The organism is Streptomyces sp. DvalAA-14 (assembly GCF_900091855.1).
Lineage (GTDB): Bacteria > Actinomycetota > Actinomycetes > Streptomycetales > Streptomycetaceae > Actinacidiphila.
The window spans coordinates 1-16,195 of sequence record NZ_FMCH01000141.1; the positions used below are offsets into that span (position 1 = coordinate 1).

Sequence of the window (16,195 nt, forward strand, 5' to 3'; positions counted from 1 at the left end):
CCCGCGCTGACCGTTCCCGGCGCCCACCCGCGCCGGTCCGGCCGCATCCACGACGGGGTGCCGGCCGCCGTCCGCCGAGGGCACCGGCCGTCCGCGTATCGGCCCGCGCGTCTGCGGTCTTTCGGGGTTGGGGCAGCGGTGGTGAGAGACAGTTGGTTTTGTGGTTGTTGTTGCTGGTCAGTTGGTGTTTTCGGGGGGTGCCCCTGTGTCTTTAGTCAAGGTGGTCGGGTGGCAGTGTGGCTGTCGTGAGTGATGACGTGCCTGTTCGAGAGTTGGCGGGCGAGGGTATGCGGCCGTGCGACTTCTGCGGTCATCCGGTCGTGATGGACTCGGTCGACGAGCGGGATTGCCCCGTGTGCGGCGAGGCCGCTGAGGGTCAGCCAGCTGAGGCTGGCCGGGGTTGGTAGGAGGTTCCGTCGCGGAGGATTGCGAAGAGGACGTCGGCTCGGCGTCTGGCGAGGCAGAGCGGGGCCTGGGTGTGGTGCTTGCCCTGGGCGGTCTTCTTGTCGTAGTAGGCCCGCGATGCGGGTGGCCGAGTGCCGCGAACGCGGAGAGGGAGAAAGCCCGTTTGGGCTGCTTGTTTCCTCTGCGGGAGGGTTGTTCGCCGCGGATCGAGGAACCGGAATTACGGGTTGCGGGCGCGAGTGCGGCGTGGGCGGCGAGGTGGCGGGCGGTCGGGAAGGTGCTGCCGTCGGCGACCTCGATCTGGATGCGGGCTCCGGTCCTGACGCCGACGCCCGGCATCGACCTCAGGACGTTCGAAAGAGGGTGGGCCTCCAGGAGTTCCTCGATCCGCCCGGCCAGCAGTTCCGCTGGTCAAGGACTGCGGTCAGGGATCCGGCCGGGCTCGGGACGATCAGCGCGGCCGTCTCGGCGTACGGGGCGCGGCTGATGCTCTGCTCGGGCTCGCGGACCCGGCGGCCGCAGGTGGCGAGGAGAAGCGCAAGACGCAGGGGCTGAAGCGCGCGGCACAGCGGCTGCTGCAGGAAGCGGACGCGGGGATTTACGCGGCGACGACCATCGAACTGGGTTAGCGCCGCGGCCGGGTTATATCTCCCGTCGCCGGAGAGCGCGGCCGAATGTGGCTGGATAGGCGTCCGGTGCCCCCGCTGCCACCCGTCTCCAGGATGAGATTCTCCGTACGTCCGGCGGCGCGGCGGTTGGGCGGGCCGCCGAGGCGGTAGCAAGGACGGGATCACGGGGGAACGGCCGGACGGCGCCCGGGGCGGGCTGACTGTCCGGCCCAGTCCCCGGGTCTGCGACGTTCGTGATGTCCGCGCACCTTCCTCGCAGGGAGCTCCATGAAATTCACCCGATTACGCGCCCGCGCCACAGCCGGGGCGGCCACGCTCGCGCTGCTCACCCTCGGCTCGGGCCAGGCGTTCGCCGCCGCCCCGCACCACCGACCGCCGCCGGCACCCCACTACACCGCCGTGGACCTGGGCACCCTCGGCGGCACGACCAGCGGGGCGATCGCGTTCGACCGCAGCACGGTTGTCGGCAACTCCTCGATCACCGGCGGCTTCGACTTGCACGCCTTCGCCTACGACCGCTCCAGCGGCGTCATGACCGACCTGGGCACGCTCGGCGGCACATCCAGCGGCGCGGTCGCCGTCCAGGGCCGTTACGTCATCGGCGACTCCACGACGGCCAGCAACGACGAGCACGCCTACGTCTACGACCTGCGTACCCACCGCATGCGGGACCTGGGCACGCTGGGCGGCTCCGGAAGCAATGTCGACGCCATCAGCGGCCACTTCGTGGTGGGAAGCGCCAGGACGGCGGGCAACCAGAGCACCCACGCGTTCGCGTACGACCTGCGCACCCAGGTGATGACCGACCTCGGCAGCCTGGCCGGACCGTCCGGGGCCAGCACCGCGTCCGGGATCTCCCAGGGCCGCTACGTGGCGGGCACCTCCGACATCCCCACCGCGCCCTACCCCGCTCAGCACGCCTTCGTCCTCGACCTGCACACCCACACCACGACCGACCTCGGCCCGAGCGGCAGCTCCTTCAGCAGGGCCTCCGCCATCAGCGGGAACACCGTGGTCGGCGTCGAGCAGCCTAGCGGCGACCCCGGCGGCAGCGCCCCGCGCGGCTTCGCCTACGACATCCGCACCGGGATCTCGACCGACCTCGGTGAGCAGCTGAGTTACGCCCCCAAGGTGAGCGGCCGTACCGTCGTCGCCACCGACGGCCACGCCGGCTCCACCGTGGACCTCACCACGGGCGTCCGGACCCCCTTCGGACCGGGAACCGGCACCACCGACTTGAGCGGGATCACCGGCCGCTTCGTCAGCGGCGACACCTTCCCGGGCCCTGTCGGCTACGTCTACCGGGTGGACACCGGCCAGTTCAGCGCGCTGCCTGCCCTCGGCGGCCCGGACTCTACGGCGAACAGCTCCGACCGCCGCGGCTACGCGGTAGGAAGCGCCGAGACCGCCACCGGCACCTACCACGCGACCCTCTGGCTACCGCATCCCGCCTGACCGCCCGACCAGCCGACGCCGTCGGAACGCGCGCCGCCCACCCGCGAGAGTCCGATGCCCTGCTTCTGGCCGTGCACCTGCTCTCCCGGCCCGGCCCCGACACCTGGTACGACATCGAAGGGCCGCCGGCATGCCCGGGCCCTGCTCAAGGCCGCGGTGGTACTGCCGGAGGGTGAGCGGCCCCGGGACAGAGCAGCTGCGGCGCGCGCTGGTCGACGCCGCCCGGACCTGCCCCGTGCGTTGTCGCTGCGCTCCCGGGCGCGGCCGCCGGGCTGCGGCCGCCGCCGCACGTGTCCCTCGTGGCGGCCGCTGCCTCAAGGGCGGGTCTGTGTCAGGCCGGCGGGAGTGAGGTCGGCCGGCGAAGGCGCCGGGTGGCGGGCCGAGGAGTTTCCCTGGTGTGGTGCGGTCGGTGCCGGGAGCGGGCTGCGGCGCACGAGTGGCAGGGGGCAGGTGTTGTAGGGGTCGGGGTCGACGCCGTTGGCGGCGGCCATGTCCTGGTAGGAGCCGTACAGCTCGATGCCGTCCGGGAGTTCGGGCGAGGCCAGCGTGCCGTCGGCGAGAGCCTGCTGTACCTGGTCATGGTGCTGGGCGCCGCGCAGCAGCCGGCCGGCGCAGATCAGCGGGCGTTCACGGGTGGAGGAGTGGCAGCCGAAGCGGCTGGTGGCGCCGGGCAGGCTGGTGGTGGCGCTGTCGCGGTAGGCCTGTGCGGGGAAACTGCCCGCGCGGGGCGTCGCGGCGCCACGGGCAGGGCTCGGCCCCGGCACACGGGCGGTGGAGCTCCGTCCGATCGAGGCCTTCGTGCGCCGGGAGGCGGGCCCGTACCTGGACCCCTGGTACAAGCAGTTTTCGGAGGCGTACAGGGCGACGATGGCCGACCTCGGGGTGACCTCCGACCTGTCCCCGGCCGACTTCCTGGCGGTGATGGAGACGCACAAGGCCGGCGATCCGGGGATGGCGGCGCTGCTGTCGGCGATCAAGTCGACGGTCAAGGGCGGCATCGGCAAGCTCCGGGAGCGGTCGCAGGGCGCGCAGTACCGGCCCGGTGAGCGGTGGCCGGCGCTGGAGCGCCCGACGTGGCGCCCGGACATCCGGGCGGCTGTCATCTCCGCGGCCCGGGTGAACATGCACAGAAAGCTGGTGAAGACCGCGCTGGCAACCAGCAGCACACCGGCTCCGGTCGGGCGGCTGGTGTTCGGCGAGGACGCGCTGCTGCCGATCGCGCTGCTGTCGGACTGCGCGGTCTACCCGGCGGCCGGTCCGTCGCCGCGACGTCCTGCCCTACGACGCGGCGGGCAAGCCGGCGCCGGGCACGTTCCGGCTCGGGGTCTCGCCCGGCATGATCAAACACGAGGGAACGCAGGCGCTGTTCTGGGCTGTGGAGCTCCTGGAGCAGCAGCACAACCCGGCCCGGCACATCAAGGGCGATCGCGACGAAGACGACGGGGAGGAGACCGTGGGGGAGGTCGAAGACACACTGGTCCGGGCGGCCGCAGGCACCGCCACCCGGGCCATTCCGAAGTCCGCGCAGGCGCAGATGCGGTTCCTGCTCAAGGCGGAGAAGGGCTCCACCCGCGCCCTGGCCGCCCGGCCCGGGGTCACCCAGCGCACGGTGGAGCGGTACCTCAAGGGCACGCTGCGGCGGCCGCGCAAGGACCTGGCGGCCCGGCTGGAGAAGGAGGTCCGCCGCGACTGGCAGCCCCGCGTCCAGCGGCGGGCGAAGAAGCGCGCGGCGACCTCGGGCGGCATCGTGATCGAGACCCGGGCCAGGTTCGGGTTCACCGCCGCGCCCGGGTCGACGGACGACGGCCGGGTCCGGCGCATCACCCAGCACCTGCCGCCCACCTACGCCGCGAGGCTGTTCGACGCGCAGGCCGCCGGCGCCACCGAGCAGCAGTTGCAGCGCATCGCCGCCGAGGGACTCCAGGAGATCTCCTTCAAGGACTGCGGCCGCCGCGCCCAAGACCTCCAGGTGGAGTTCACCGACATCGACTACATCGAACTGGACTTCTGATGACCGCCACCACCGAGCCGGAGCCGGCAGGCGAACAGGAAGACGCCGGGTACCGCCACGTCGGCGTCGACACCATCTGCAAACGCTGCGGCGCCCAGGGCCGGTCGTTCAGTTGAGAAGGGTGAGGAGGATGACCACGGCCCAGCAGATGCTTACCAGCACAGGCAGCAGCATCATGATCAGGCCGGTCGGAGACTGGCGGAGCCAGTCCTGGCCTGCCTCGTGGGTGTCGCGGCTGACCACGCGCTCGCCACCGTGCCAGACGAGATACCGCTCCAGGTCGGCCACAGCACTTTTGCGGGCATGGAGGTAACGGCGGCCCCATCGCAGCATCTGGGAGAAGGCGAACGAGAACCCCAGCCCGATGACCGCGATCACCAGGACGAGGTCGTTGTAGAGCTGCGAGGAGCCATCGTGCGGCTCGTTACCGAAGGCGAATCCGGCCGCAGCTGCGAGCGCGGCGGTGACGTAGAAGAAGTTGTTGAGCTTGTTCCAGTTGGTGGCGTCCTCGTGCTTGTAGAGGTCCACAGCCACTGCCCACTGGGCCTGGATCAGTGTCTCGCGCGGCTTGCGCCACACCCACACCGTCCGTAATCGCCCGTCGGGCGGAGTGAGCTGGGCCAGCACCTCGAAGCCGAGCTGGCGGTGGAAGGCCGTGGAGGCGCGGTTCGCTGGGTCGGCGACGACGGCGGCGATCACGGGGCTGGCCGACCATTGGCCCAGTACATGGTGGTACAGCAGGGTCGCGACACCCTGACGGGCAGCGCTGCTCGCCACGCACACCTGCTTGATGACGAGGAAACTGCCCAGCCCGATCCTGATCCGATGGTTCAGCCACTCGTCGGACCGCAGCCGCTGGTCGGAGTAGGCGAGCAGGAAGCCCAGCACCTCCTCACCCTTGACCGCGACATAGAAGTGCTCGGCATCGGACAGCCGTTCGCGGTACGTGCCCTCGGCGTACCCGGAGACCAGGAAGCCGTCACGGCCCGCCGTCGAGGCGTCCAGCACGGTCAGACTGCGGGACGCGGCCAGCGCTGCAATTGCAGGGATGTGCCCCTCACGCGCCTGCACGATCTCCACCAGGTGATCCTGCGCTCCCACTGGTCCCTCCCCTTAATGTGCCCGTGAGCCCACGGGACTCCCGTCAGGAAAGTAGCGTCCGACGCAGCCCGACGGAACCTCTTTCGTCGCCACAGCACCAGGATTCCCACGCCTTCCGCACCACCCGCGAGTGGCCGATACCGAAACGACGCTTGCCTATGAACGTGGCCGGTAGTTCGGCTCCAGCAGGGAGCCTGCCTCGGCGCGCCAGCAGGAGAGAGCATCGACCGGGTGCCGCCAGATACTGGAGTGACGCCCGAAATTCCGACACCTGGGCACTGGATGATAGTCATCCAGGGGAAGTGATCCAAGGTGGCGAAGCGGAAGAACTATCCCGAAGAGTTCAAGCGGGACGCGGTGGACCTGGTCCACTCCTCGAAGGACCGGACGCTCACCGACATCGCCCACGGCTCGGGCATCCATCTGGAGACCCTGCGCAAGTGGGTCCACGATGACAAAGCTCGGGTCCGGGCGGCGGATGGTGGGGGTGATGCCGGCATGACCCCCGATGAGAAGGAAGAGCTCAAGCGCCTGCGACGGGAGAACGCCCGCCTGAAGGAGGACAACGAGATCCTCCGGAAAGCCGCCTTAGATTCAACCGGTCAGAGCAACAGTGCTGGTTGAGGACGGTATTCGTGGCGAGGCTGGGTCGGCCGGGGATGTCGGACGAGATGAAGGCCGACCTGTGGCGGCGATGGGGGGCCGGGGAGTCGATCAGCGTCATCTCACGGCAGATCGGCAAGCCGCCCGGCTCGGTGTTCACTGTCCTGGAGCACCACGGTGGGATCGCTCCCGGATCCTGCAAGCGCGCGCTGGAAGCCTAACCGTGGGTGAGCGTGAGGAGATCTCGCGCAGGCTCTGTGCCGGCGAGTCCTACCGGGCCATCGCCAGCCTCCTGGGGCGCGCGGCGTCGACGATCAACCGTGAAGTGAACAGGAACGGTGGACGCGACGTCTACCGGGCGATAGCTGCGCAGGGTCGGGCACTTGACCGCGCACGGCGCCCGAAGCAGTGCCTGCTCGCCCGCAAACCCGCCTTGCGGCAGGCGGTGCTGACCCTGTTCAAGAAGGAGTGGTCGCCCGAACAGATCGTCGGACACCTGCGTCTGCATCACGGGGAAGACCCGCAGATGCGGATCACGCACGAGCCGATCTACCGGTCGGTCTGCACCATCCGGTGGAAGGTGGTCCCCCGCGAGTTGTGCAAGCGCCTTCGCACCGGGCGCCCGATCCGGAAGAACAAGCGCCACATGGTGAAGGGCCAGTGGCGTTCACAGATCACCGGTGCCCGGCCAATCGAGGAGCGGCCCGAGGCGGCGGAGGACCGGAGCGAGTCCGGACACCTGGAAGGCGACCTGCTGATCGGCTCCAACAACAGTCAGGTCGTGACGCTGGTCGACCGGAAGTCACGGTTCCTCACGGTCGTGAAACTCGCCAGCCGCCGCACCACCGTGGTCGTTCCCGCTCTCGCCGAGACCTACGCACGCATGGACCCGCGACTGCGCGGCACGCTGACCTGGGGTCGGGGCATGGAACTGGCAGCTCACAAGCGGTTCACCGCGGACACCGGTGTCGACGTGTTCTTCGCAGCCCCGCGCAGCCCCTGGCAACGTGGCACCAACGAGAACACCAACAAGCTGCTCAGGCAGTACTTGCCCAAAGGCACAAACCTGTCGACCTTCAGCCAGGACGACCTTGACGCCATCGCGACGAAGCTCAACAACCGTCCGCGCAAGTGTCTGGGATTCCGCACACCGGCGAGTGTTGCCTTGACCGGTTGAATCTAAGGCCGCCTGTTTCGCGCGGGAGACGACACGGTGATCCGCTTCCGTTTCGTAGATGAGCATCGGAACGCCCACAGGGTGAAGCGGATGTGCGATGTCCTCGGCTGGGACCGCTCTGGCTACTACACATGGCACCAGAAAAAGGAGGCACGGCAGGAGAAGGCCGACGAGGAAGAGGATCTGGTCCGCCACATCCGGGAGATCAAAACTGATTCGCGGGGAGCCTACGGTGCCCGGCGGATCACCGAGAAGCTTCGCAGTCTTGGGCGCGTCGTGAACCGCAAACGCGTCGCGCGGGATCATGCGCAAGCGTGAGACCACCGGGATAACACGACGAAAATTGCGGTCGCTGACGAAGCAGGACCGCACAGCGCCTCCAGCACCGGACCTCATTCAGCGGGACTTCACCGCGCCGATGCCGGGCCTGAAATTCGTCGGAGACATTGCATCCGAATGGCCCAGACGGGCGGGCATACGGCCGGAAACGCTATCTTCCACTCGGACCGCGGCTCGCAATACACGTCCCATCAATTTCGCGATCTGCTGGCCGACAGGGAGCGGATCCACTCGACGATCGGCTACATCACGCCGTACCAGGCAAGGCTCCGCTGCCATCAACGGCTGGACCTCGCGGCATAAATCGGAAGTGTTGGGACCCGAGGGGCACTTCACCCGCCGGCAACACCCGCAGCGGCGCCACCGCCACCATCCCCCAACCCCTCGGCTACACCGGCGCCTACCTCGACCCCACCGGCCTCTACAAGCTCGGCGCCCGCTCCTACGACCCCACCCTCGGCCGCTTCACCCAACCCGACCCCTCCGGCAAGGAAACCAACCCCTACGTCTACGCCGCCGGCGACCCCGTCAACAACACCGACCCCAACGGAACATTCTTCTGGTCGTCTGCGCTCAAGGTGACCGGTATCGTGCTCGCAGTGGCCGCGGTACCGGTGTCCGGCGGTGCTTCACTGGCCCTGGGTGCGGCATCTATCCGCGCGGACCAGGGAAGTCTGGCGCTGGACGGGGCCTCGACTGGAACCATGCTCACCACGGGAATCCTGGATGCCGCTGCGGTGGGTACCGGCTACGGCGCGGACGAGTTCGCCAGCGGAGCCACTAAGTGGGGCATCAAGGCGGGCTACGCAGGCGGCGTTCTCGGCGTGAACGAGTCCGGCATCACTGAATCCGAGTAATTGGATAACCGAGCAAGCGACGGGGGTGCGGGGGGCTATCGATTCCCGCGCGCCCCCTTCCCGCCAAATTTCACGAAGGTGGTAATACTCTTGCTGCATACAGCCGGTGGCGCAGGAGTCAACGGAAATCCTGCGCTGGTAATTTTTACAGCCGTGGTTTTCGTGCTGATGATCGTGTTCATCATTGTGCGGTCCAAAAGGAAATAGCAACAAGGGCATCATGGGAACCATCGTGACCACGGCGCTGTTCATCGCCATCGGCGTCATCGCAGCAGGCCGCCTTCGCGGGTGATCCCGACGACGTGACGTGGGAGGTCTCCCGGTGACCCCCTCGCCGTTCGAGACGCCCGGCCCTCCCGCCCAGCCGGAGCCGGCAGGCCCGGAGCCGACCGGCAGGCGGGGCCGCCAGCCCGGGCCGATCGCCGATGATGTGCGGATCGCTCACCGCGGTTGGCTGGAGCCGGTGCGCCGGCGCCCTAGTGGACGTTTGGTTCTGTCTTGTCCGTTTCATCTGGGGTCAGATGTCTCGCCAGGTGGGTGTTTTTGGCGGTGAGTCGGCGGGTCATGAGGTTGATGGCTGCGATGTGGATCATGGCTTCGGATCGGTGTGGGAGGGCTTCGTAGTCGCGGGCGAGGCGGCGGTGCTGCATGAGCCAGCCGAGGGTGCGTTCGACGACCCAGCCTGGTGGCTGGACGGAGAACCCCCTGGTTGCGGGGTCGCGTTGGACGATTTCGAGGTCGCTGCCCCGGCCCGCTGTTCACCGTCTGCCCGCCGCCCGCGAACCGGTCGACCCCGCCCGCACCGGTCGGCGCTGGGTGCGCCGCCTCGCCCGGGGCATGACCGCCGACGCCGACGCCGCCGCGGGCCGCTCTCGAGGACGCCCGGTTCGACGCGCGGCAGACCTCCCGGCACGAGCACCTCGATACCCGCGGCCGCTCGGAGCTCGTGGAGCGGGAGAGCATCGACCAGCTGCTCGCCGCCGTCAGGGCAGCGTCTACGACCCTGACGCCGACGACGTCGTCCAGGCGGAGCTCGCCGCCGCCGCGGCTGCCGCCGTACGGCAAGCAAAGCTGGGCGAAGCCGCCCGGAGCAGGCCCGCGCCCATGAGCTCCAGGTCTTCTGAACGCCCCGGCGCCTTCCGCGTCGATGGTGGCGAGCTCGGACTCGACACCCCGGACGCCGGACTTCACCCCGGGAGCGCTGCCGAGGAAGACGGGGGCAGGGCCACGCTGACAACCTCCCGCAGTTGACCAGTCGGGGGATGAGCCACGCGGCACAACAGGGATGATGGAAGCTGTCAGCGAAGACCTGTAAGGACGACCGGCGGAGGCTTTTTATGTCGAACTGGATTATTTCACAAGAGGACGCACATAAAATCTGCGAGGTGGTCTTCTTGACCCTCCCCGTGCTCGCAATCTCATTCCTGATCGCCGATCGCGACACTCTCGGTAGCGATAGAGCCAAGAAAAAATACGCTCCGAAACGGATCGTCTTGGAATTAGCCCTTGGAATTATCTATCTGGCTTGCACTCTCATCGGAGAGACGACGGCCATGATTGGGCTAGTCGTGACCATCCCAAAACTCATGCTACTTGCCGTCATGGACTGCATGCTGATCTGCCTCATCATCTTACTGACCAGCGCCTACCAGATGAACATAACGAGAGCTAACACGCTCGCAGGTCGCCCGATTTCCTCGATCGCACCCCGGATGGTTAAATCCGGAATATGGGTCCTCTCAATCGCCGGAACCGCGATCTTCTATCTGAATACGACCTTCCTCGTAACCGCCTCGGTTGCCAATTAGCGGTCAGGTCTTGGTGGCCTTGCCCATGCGGTCTCCCAGACGGCGGCCATCTTGGGCTCGCGCCCTGCGCACGCCCGGCGCGGAATAGGTGTACTGGCCCTCCAGGCGCTTCTTGTACAGGTTGCGGACCCCGGCGTCGATGCCCACGCCGGAAGCCGCCCGGGATCGGCTTGGGGCGCAAGCTGCGGACTCCGGCCCGGTCGCTACTCACGGCACTCCGGCCCCGAGCGCGGGCACCGCGGAGTCTTTGCCCCCTTCCCCACCTGCGCCGCCGGAGAATCGTGCAACGCCGCAGGGCCGGCCATGGCAACGGCGCCGCACCTCGGGAGCGCAGCGCCGTCGTCCTTGGGGAGCAGGCTCAACTGGCTGCTTCGCCGTTGACCATCCACTCACCACCGGGCCTCTGCGCCGGGATGGCCAGGTTCATCACGTGGCTGTCGTCCATGACGAGGCACCCATGCGCGTGCAGCTGGTGGATGTACCAGGCGGCGCCCTCATCCGTCACCGTGCCGTCGGGCTCCAGATCCTCAGTGGCCTGGGGGTACTTCTCTTTGAGCTCCTGGACGTACTCGGGGCTGCGGATTGAGGCAACCAGGTCGTCCAGAGGCACGGGCCGGAACCGGTCCGGCTGACCGGTGATGGCGACGTTCACTATCCCTCCAGCCAGCTGCTGGTCCAGGTACAGCGCCGCCAGCGGCACCTTCCCCCGGTATCGCGGCCCGAGCTTGATGATCAGGTCTGCCATGTCCTTGGTCCCGTCGGACACCTCGACGGACTCCGGAAACGGGTACTCCATCAGGTCCTTCGCCTCATCGGGGACGTTGATCCACTCGCTGTACGGCTCGAACGGCGGCGGCGAGAAGAACAGCGGGTACTCCGTCAGCCGGCGCCCGTCCCGACGTCCACGCTCCCGGTCTCGGCGCTTGTCGCGGGCGGACTGGTTCTTCGACTTCCGGGCCATGCGCGCGTCCTTGTCGATCAAGTGCTGTCCACGGTGGGGTCACACCGCTCAGTGCCTGACGCTGTCGGGGATCTTGAAAAGTCCCGCCTTCCTGCGCTCGGTAGCCTCAGGACTCGTAGAGTTCTGGTCATGGTGATTGCGATTGTCCGGTGGTGGAGCGATGAAGAGGGGTGGGGTGTGCTCGACTCGGCCGAGACTCCCGGCGGCTGTTTCGGCCACTACTCCAACATCCAGATGACTGGCTTCCGCGCTTTGTACCTCGGTCAGCAGGTAAACCTCACCTGGGAAGCCCCCGGCTTCAAACAAGACGGTTACGACTACCGAGCAGTGAGCATCGTGCCTCTGCCAGCTTGACCTCCTGCGCCACCTTGAAATGATCAGCTCAGCCTGCGGGGCGGGTGGCGGCGCGCCAGGACCAGGGCCGGGGGATGTGCTGCCAGTCGAGGAAGCCTGGGAGCGCGGTTGGGTTCCGGGGGCTGGCGAGCGGGTGTCGGCGGCAGGTGGACGTCGATGCGTTCGAGGTTGACCGCGATGGCGGTCAGGACCTGCTGGACGTGGGCCTTGTCCTGGCTGCGGTAGCGGCACTGGCGCATGCCGTGGCCGTTGACGAACTCACTGATCGTGCTCTCGATGGCGGCCAGCAGCGCGTAGCGCGAGAGCCATTCCTGGGTCTGCTGCTCGGCCCGCGACTCCGACTGGATGGCGTGGAGATCGCGGGGCAGGAAGGAGACCTTCCGGGCGTCGGTGCGGGTGCAGGCGGTCTTCACCGGACACTGGCGGCAGTCGTCCGGGGCGAACTCGGCGTTGACGTAGGGGGCGAGGGAGGGCGGTGTCGACCACCGGCGGCTGACCTTGCCCTGGGGGCAGGTGACCTGCTGGGCGTCCCAGTCGATGGTGAACGCTTCGCGGTGGAAGACGGTGCCCTTGCGGGACTGGCGGGTGCTTCTGGCCCGGATCGGTCCGACCAGGCCCACGCCGTGCTCGCGGGCGACCTGCTGCTTGAGCGCGGCCGAGAGGTAGCCGCCGTCGACGAAGTGCTCCTTAGACAGCAGGTTCCGATCCTCCAGGCTTGTCAGGATGCCGGGCAGGGCCTTGGTGTCGTGGACGGGGGCCTTGGTGGTTGTGACGTCGGTGATCACGCTGGGGGTGTCCGGGTCGCAGGTCTCGGTGACGTGCGCGAGGAAGCCCTTCCAGCGGGTCTCCCCGCGGCGTGCGTAGCGGGCGCTGGTGTCGTAGGGCGAGACGATGGCGACCGCCGAGGGCGGCAGGCCGGCGTCCTCGGGCTCGCGCCACTTCGGGCGGTCGTCGGCGTCGAGGTGGTAGTTCTGCACGAAGATCTGCCGCAGGGCCTGGAGTTGCTCGCCGTCGCGGAGGGCGGGCAGGTAGCGGTGGACGTAGCCAAGGAGGAGGCGGGCGTCCTCGCCGGTCCGTTTGATCCGGGTCTTGGGCTTGGAGGGGTTCTGAGCGGACACACATCTCGGACCTCCGAAATCGCGGGCGCCAACTGTCCCATCCGCCCGGATCACGAAGGCAGCGGTTCCCGGAGCGGCTACCACGAACGGGTGAACGTTCTCGACGCACCAGTCACGACAGCGACTCCAACACCAGAGAGCACGAACGATGCGTTCGCCCAACGGTCAGCAGACCGCAGCTACGTTCTCCATCGATCCGCCAGCGCGTTCGCTGGGTCTCTGAGCAGCGGAAACGGATCGCTCGACCGACATCGTCACCATGATCGACAACCTCTAAAACCAAGATCCCCGACAGCGTCAGGCACTCAACGAAGTCGCCGGCGTCCGCGAGGCTGTCGGGACAGCCCGGGACGCTGGCGCCTACGGCCACTGATGGCGCCTGGGCGCGGCAGTTCACCGTGTGGCTGCAGTGGCGGAGCACCCCGTCGGGGTGGCGCGCACCGAAGGGCGCTCGTTACGGGCGGAGGTTGGAGCCGGGATGCCGCGGTAGGCGCCGGTGATTGGACAACTGTCCTCCGGCAATTGTCCAGGACACTTCACTCTGGACAATTCCCGCCCTAGACAGGTCCCACCGGCTGGGTACCCGTCAGTGCCCCGTCGGTTCGGATCTCTCCTGGAGGAACCATGAAACGAGCACCAAGAATTGCCGCCTTTACCGCGGCGGCAGCGCTCACCCTGGTACTCACCCCCAGCGCTGCTCAGGCCGTCACGGCACCCGCGTCTATGTCGCCGCAGCACGGAGCCTGCGGCTGGACCCCGGCCAACAACAGCGGGGCGTCCGGCTTCGTCCTCCAATCGAGCAACGTTCTCAACGACAGGTGGCTCGGCTGTCCGGCCGTGACCAATGTCGGCGCCCAGGACTCGGTTCCCGTCCGGTGCGTGCACTCCGGGGACACGGTCGCCGGCAACAGCAACTGGTACTACATTGCCGGCCGGGGCAACATCATCGGCTGGATACCGGCGGCATACGTGTCGGTGGATTCCGGCTGGACCGTGGCAACCTGCTGACGTACCGATCACGGACGTAAGGCGCCGGACGCGCTGCTGTGGCGCTTCAGGGACAGGCGTTCGCCTAGCAGCGAGCGACTCCTCCGGTGCCGACCACTGACTCCGGGCCGCCGCCATGTGCGAGGCCCGGGGTCCACCGGTCGTCCACCGGACCCCGGCGAGCCGGCCGCTGCGGTGTCCGGCCGGCCGATGGGGACGGCAGGCGCCGACTCGGCTTTGCAGCGCGGCGTGTTCGTAGGGTGTGGTGGTCAGCGACCCGCAGGGAAAGGCGCATTGTGGCTGAGCAGCTGACCGCGACGCTGAAGACGAGCCGGGGCGAGATCGTGGTGCGGCTGTTGCCGGACCACGCCCCGATGGCCGTGAAGAACTTCGTGGAACTCGCCGAGGGCACCCGCGAGTGGGCCTATCCGGACGGGGAGGAGACCACGGAACGGCTCTACGACGGCACGCTGTTCCACCGGGTGATCGGGGAATTCATGGTCCAGGGTGGTTCCCCGGAGGGCACCGGCAACGGCGGCCCGTTCGCCGACGAGTACCACCCCGATCTCGCCTTCAGCAGGCCGTACCTGATGGCCACGGCGGACAACTTCGAGAAGAACAGCAACGGCTCGCAGTTCTCCATCAGCGCCGTTGCCGACCCGGCGCTGAGTGCCTGACACTGTCGGGGATCTTGGTTTTAGAGGTTGTCGATCATGGTGACGATGTCGGTCGAGCGATCCGTTTCCGCTGCTCAGAGACCCAGCGAACGCGCTGGCGGATCGAACGTAGCTGCGGTCTGGTGACCGTTGGGCGAACGCATCGTTCGTGCTCTCTGGTGTTGGAGTTGCTGTTGTGACTGGTGCGTCGAGAACGTTCACCCGTTCGTGGTAGCCGCTCCGGGAACCGCGGCCTTCGTGATCCGGGCGGATGGGACAGTTGGCGCCGGACGTATGGCGTGCCGATGATCATGGTGTTTTTGATCTTGGTTGTGCTGGGGTTGTGCGGTTGTTTCGGGTGGGTGAGCTGGGTGGGGGTGTGGCCCGGTGGGGTCCGGGTGGGGGTGGGTGCTGACCGGGGATGGGGTGTGAGCTGGGATTTCAGGGGGTGTGCAGGTGTTCTGGGTGGGGCGCGGGTTCTGTGCAGTTGTGTTGTTGGGTCCTTGAGGGAGATGAGTGTCCGGCGTGGTCAGCGTGTGTTGATGCGGGCCCAGATACCGCCGGTACCCCTGCGGCCGCACGCGGCCGCAGCCTGTTCGGCCAGGGCGCGCAGTTGGACTCGGGCCGAGGTGGGGCGGTGGTCGGCGCGCAGCCACCACGGGTCCAGGCCGTACCCGTTGGGATGCTGCCGGCCGCGCCGGATGCGGGTGAACGCGCCGATGCAGTCCAGAAGCGGCCCGGCATGCAGCGGCCCGCCCAGCACCAGTGCGCGCTGCGGGGACTGGCCAACGTCGGCCAGCCAGGGCCCCGTCTCAGCCGTACGGCGAGTTCGCGGAAGAACGCCCCGTCGGGCCGGAAGGGCCGTACCGGTCCGCCGCCCCCGTGGTCGTCCCAGATCCGTTCCTGCATGCGGGGGTCGAGCAGGGCGCCCGCCAGCTTCACGGTCTCGGGGAATACGACCGCGTCGCGGGCGATGATCCGCCACCACCAGAACCGCGGCCCGGCGTCCCCATCAGCGACCGCACGGAGCCGGGCCGGCCAGATCCGTTCCTGCTCCCATTCCAGGGCCTGTTCCCACCAGGCGCAGACCACCGCGTGGGCCAGGGCGAACACCCGTCCCGGATCGGCCCCGGCGGCAGTCGCCTGCCGGGCCACCTTGGGCCAGGCCCGCGGTGCCGCGGCGATCTCCGGGGCCGCGCGCAGGTCGAGGTTGCGGTGGCGGTGGCCGTCCCCGGCGGTGAGCATCCACCGCTGATGGCGGGCGCACACCCGTAACCACGGCTGCGCATACCGCACCACCACGATGTCCCGGCCGGTGCGGGCGGCCGTGCACAGCGCGCACCCGTACGCCGCCGGCCCGTGCGCCCCGGCCGAGGCGACCTTCCATCGGGCCGCCGGTCTGCCGGTACCGGCCGCCTCGCCGGGCGGTGCTGGCTGCAGCCCGTCGCCGAACGCGGGCAGTGCCTGGGCCCGGGCGTGTTCGCCGGCCCCGCCCAGCCGGGCGAGTAACTGCCGGCCTGCCGGGTCCAGCAGCACCTCGGCGTCGTCGCGCGGGCCAGCGTCATCCCGCGGCCGGGAACCGGCCCAGGTCCACCACGGCAGCAGCGCACCGGGGTCCATGCCATAGCGGCCGGCCAGCCGCGACAGGTACGACCATGTCGTTTCGCCAACCGCCGGAGCGACACGCAACGCTACGGGTACCGTGCCTCCTTGGGGCGGTGCAGCCTCCCAGAA

The 16,195-nt window shown here is 68.5% G+C and carries 16 protein-coding genes and 5 pseudogenes; 13 read left to right on the forward strand and 8 right to left on the reverse strand.

Going from position 1 to position 16,195, the window contains the following annotated elements:
* Positions 1-376 precede the first annotated feature (376 nt).
* Positions 377-863, reverse strand: a pseudogene (locus tag GA0115240_RS06640) (transposase); the annotation flags it as partial.
* Positions 864-1,301: 438 nt separating this feature from the next.
* On the opposite strand from GA0115240_RS06640, the gene GA0115240_RS06645 reads away from it, so the two are divergent.
* Positions 1,302-2,489, forward strand: a complete 1,188-nt coding sequence (locus GA0115240_RS06645) for a hypothetical protein (protein ID WP_093735726.1) — start codon at positions 1,302-1,304, stop codon at positions 2,487-2,489.
* 314 nt (positions 2,490-2,803) lie between these two features.
* Here GA0115240_RS06645 and GA0115240_RS06650 read toward each other — a convergent pair whose 3' ends face one another.
* Positions 2,804-3,253 carry a DUF6283 family protein gene (locus tag GA0115240_RS06650; protein ID WP_093735727.1) on the reverse strand — a complete coding sequence of 150 codons (450 nt, stop codon included), beginning with the start codon at positions 3,251-3,253 and terminating at the stop codon, positions 2,804-2,806.
* 10 nt (positions 3,254-3,263) lie between these two features.
* Here GA0115240_RS06650 and GA0115240_RS06655 point away from each other — a divergent pair.
* Positions 3,264-3,936 (forward strand): annotated as a pseudogene (locus GA0115240_RS06655) (transcriptional regulator); the annotation flags it as partial.
* Between the two features lie 6 nt (positions 3,937-3,942).
* Positions 3,943-4,500 carry a telomere-protecting terminal protein Tpg gene (locus GA0115240_RS06660; protein ID WP_093735739.1) on the forward strand — a complete coding sequence of 186 codons (558 nt, stop codon included), beginning with the start codon at positions 3,943-3,945 and terminating at the stop codon, positions 4,498-4,500.
* A gap of 108 nt (positions 4,501-4,608) precedes the next feature.
* Here GA0115240_RS06660 and GA0115240_RS06665 read toward each other — a convergent pair whose 3' ends face one another.
* Positions 4,609-5,601, reverse strand: coding sequence for a GNAT family N-acetyltransferase (locus GA0115240_RS06665; RefSeq protein ID WP_093735728.1), 993 nt, complete (start codon positions 5,599-5,601; stop codon positions 4,609-4,611).
* Positions 5,602-5,913: 312 nt separating this feature from the next.
* On the opposite strand from GA0115240_RS06665, the gene GA0115240_RS06670 reads away from it, so the two are divergent.
* From GA0115240_RS06670 to GA0115240_RS37880, 6 genes and pseudogenes are all read left to right on the forward strand, one after another.
* Positions 5,914-6,225 (forward strand): transposase, encoded by a 312-nt coding sequence (locus GA0115240_RS06670; protein WP_093735729.1) that lies wholly within the window; start codon positions 5,914-5,916, stop codon positions 6,223-6,225.
* Positions 6,226-6,236: 11 nt separating this feature from the next.
* The gene (locus GA0115240_RS37565; RefSeq protein ID WP_202451103.1) at positions 6,237-6,425 is read left to right on the forward strand and encodes a hypothetical protein; all 189 of its coding nucleotides are present in this window, start codon (positions 6,237-6,239) and stop codon (positions 6,423-6,425) included.
* Between the two features lie 2 nt (positions 6,426-6,427).
* Positions 6,428-7,381: an IS30 family transposase gene (locus GA0115240_RS06675; protein WP_202451104.1), complete on the forward strand. Its 954-nt coding sequence runs from the start codon at positions 6,428-6,430 to the stop codon at positions 7,379-7,381.
* 36 nt (positions 7,382-7,417) lie between these two features.
* Entirely contained in the window at positions 7,418-7,699 is a 282-nt protein-coding gene (locus GA0115240_RS06680; protein WP_093735730.1) for an IS3 family transposase, read from the forward strand.
* A gap of 128 nt (positions 7,700-7,827) precedes the next feature.
* A pseudogene (locus GA0115240_RS39145) lies at positions 7,828-8,211 on the forward strand (RHS repeat-associated core domain-containing protein); the annotation flags it as partial.
* 87 nt (positions 8,212-8,298) lie between these two features.
* A complete protein-coding gene (locus tag GA0115240_RS37880) occupies positions 8,299-8,577 on the forward strand; it encodes a hypothetical protein (protein ID WP_237554660.1) in 279 nt (92 codons plus the stop codon).
* A gap of 517 nt (positions 8,578-9,094) precedes the next feature.
* Here GA0115240_RS37880 and GA0115240_RS06690 read toward each other — a convergent pair.
* Positions 9,095-9,323, reverse strand: a pseudogene (locus GA0115240_RS06690) (transposase); the annotation flags it as partial.
* A 639-nt stretch (positions 9,324-9,962) separates the two neighbouring features.
* Here GA0115240_RS06690 and GA0115240_RS06700 point away from each other — a divergent pair.
* The gene (locus GA0115240_RS06700) at positions 9,963-10,385 is read left to right on the forward strand and encodes a hypothetical protein (protein WP_093735732.1); all 423 of its coding nucleotides are present in this window, start codon (positions 9,963-9,965) and stop codon (positions 10,383-10,385) included.
* A gap of 3 nt (positions 10,386-10,388) precedes the next feature.
* Here the strand turns inward: GA0115240_RS06700 and GA0115240_RS36680 are convergent, their stop codons facing one another.
* Positions 10,389-10,532 carry a hypothetical protein gene (locus GA0115240_RS36680; RefSeq protein WP_161302054.1) on the reverse strand — a complete coding sequence of 48 codons (144 nt, stop codon included), beginning with the start codon at positions 10,530-10,532 and terminating at the stop codon, positions 10,389-10,391.
* A gap of 211 nt (positions 10,533-10,743) precedes the next feature.
* Positions 10,744-11,367, reverse strand: coding sequence for a hypothetical protein (locus GA0115240_RS06705; protein WP_093735733.1), 624 nt, complete (start codon positions 11,365-11,367; stop codon positions 10,744-10,746).
* 108 nt (positions 11,368-11,475) lie between these two features.
* On the opposite strand from GA0115240_RS06705, the gene GA0115240_RS06710 reads away from it, so the two are divergent.
* On the forward strand, positions 11,476-11,700 hold the full coding sequence (locus GA0115240_RS06710) for a cold-shock protein (RefSeq protein ID WP_093735734.1): 225 nt from the start codon (positions 11,476-11,478) through the stop codon (positions 11,698-11,700).
* Positions 11,701-11,723: 23 nt separating this feature from the next.
* Here the strand turns inward: GA0115240_RS06710 and GA0115240_RS06715 are convergent, their stop codons facing one another.
* Complete coding sequence (locus GA0115240_RS06715) at positions 11,724-12,818, reverse strand: transposase (RefSeq protein ID WP_093735735.1); 1,095 nt, start codon at positions 12,816-12,818, stop codon at positions 11,724-11,726.
* Positions 12,819-13,442: 624 nt separating this feature from the next.
* Here GA0115240_RS06715 and GA0115240_RS06720 point away from each other — a divergent pair.
* Together GA0115240_RS06720 and GA0115240_RS06725 are read left to right on the forward strand one after the other, a co-directional pair.
* Entirely contained in the window at positions 13,443-13,826 is a 384-nt protein-coding gene (locus tag GA0115240_RS06720) for a hypothetical protein (protein ID WP_141708751.1), read from the forward strand.
* 275 nt (positions 13,827-14,101) lie between these two features.
* Positions 14,102-14,461 (forward strand): annotated as a pseudogene (locus GA0115240_RS06725) (peptidylprolyl isomerase); the annotation flags it as partial.
* 441 nt (positions 14,462-14,902) lie between these two features.
* Here GA0115240_RS06725 and GA0115240_RS06730 read toward each other — a convergent pair.
* Positions 14,903-16,195 (reverse strand): TniQ family protein (locus tag GA0115240_RS06730; RefSeq protein WP_176724997.1); only part of this gene is annotated, 1,293 nt, incomplete at its 5' end.

Coding starts and splice junctions, on each gene's coding strand:
- GA0115240_RS06645 (WP_093735726.1), top strand. CDS start 1,302: ATGAAATTCACCCGATTACGCGCCCGCGCCACAGCCGGGGCGGCCACG.
- GA0115240_RS06710 (WP_093735734.1), top strand. CDS start 11,476: ATGGTGATTGCGATTGTCCGGTGGTGGAGCGATGAAGAGGGGTGGGGT.
- GA0115240_RS06720 (WP_141708751.1), top strand. CDS start 13,443: ATGAAACGAGCACCAAGAATTGCCGCCTTTACCGCGGCGGCAGCGCTC.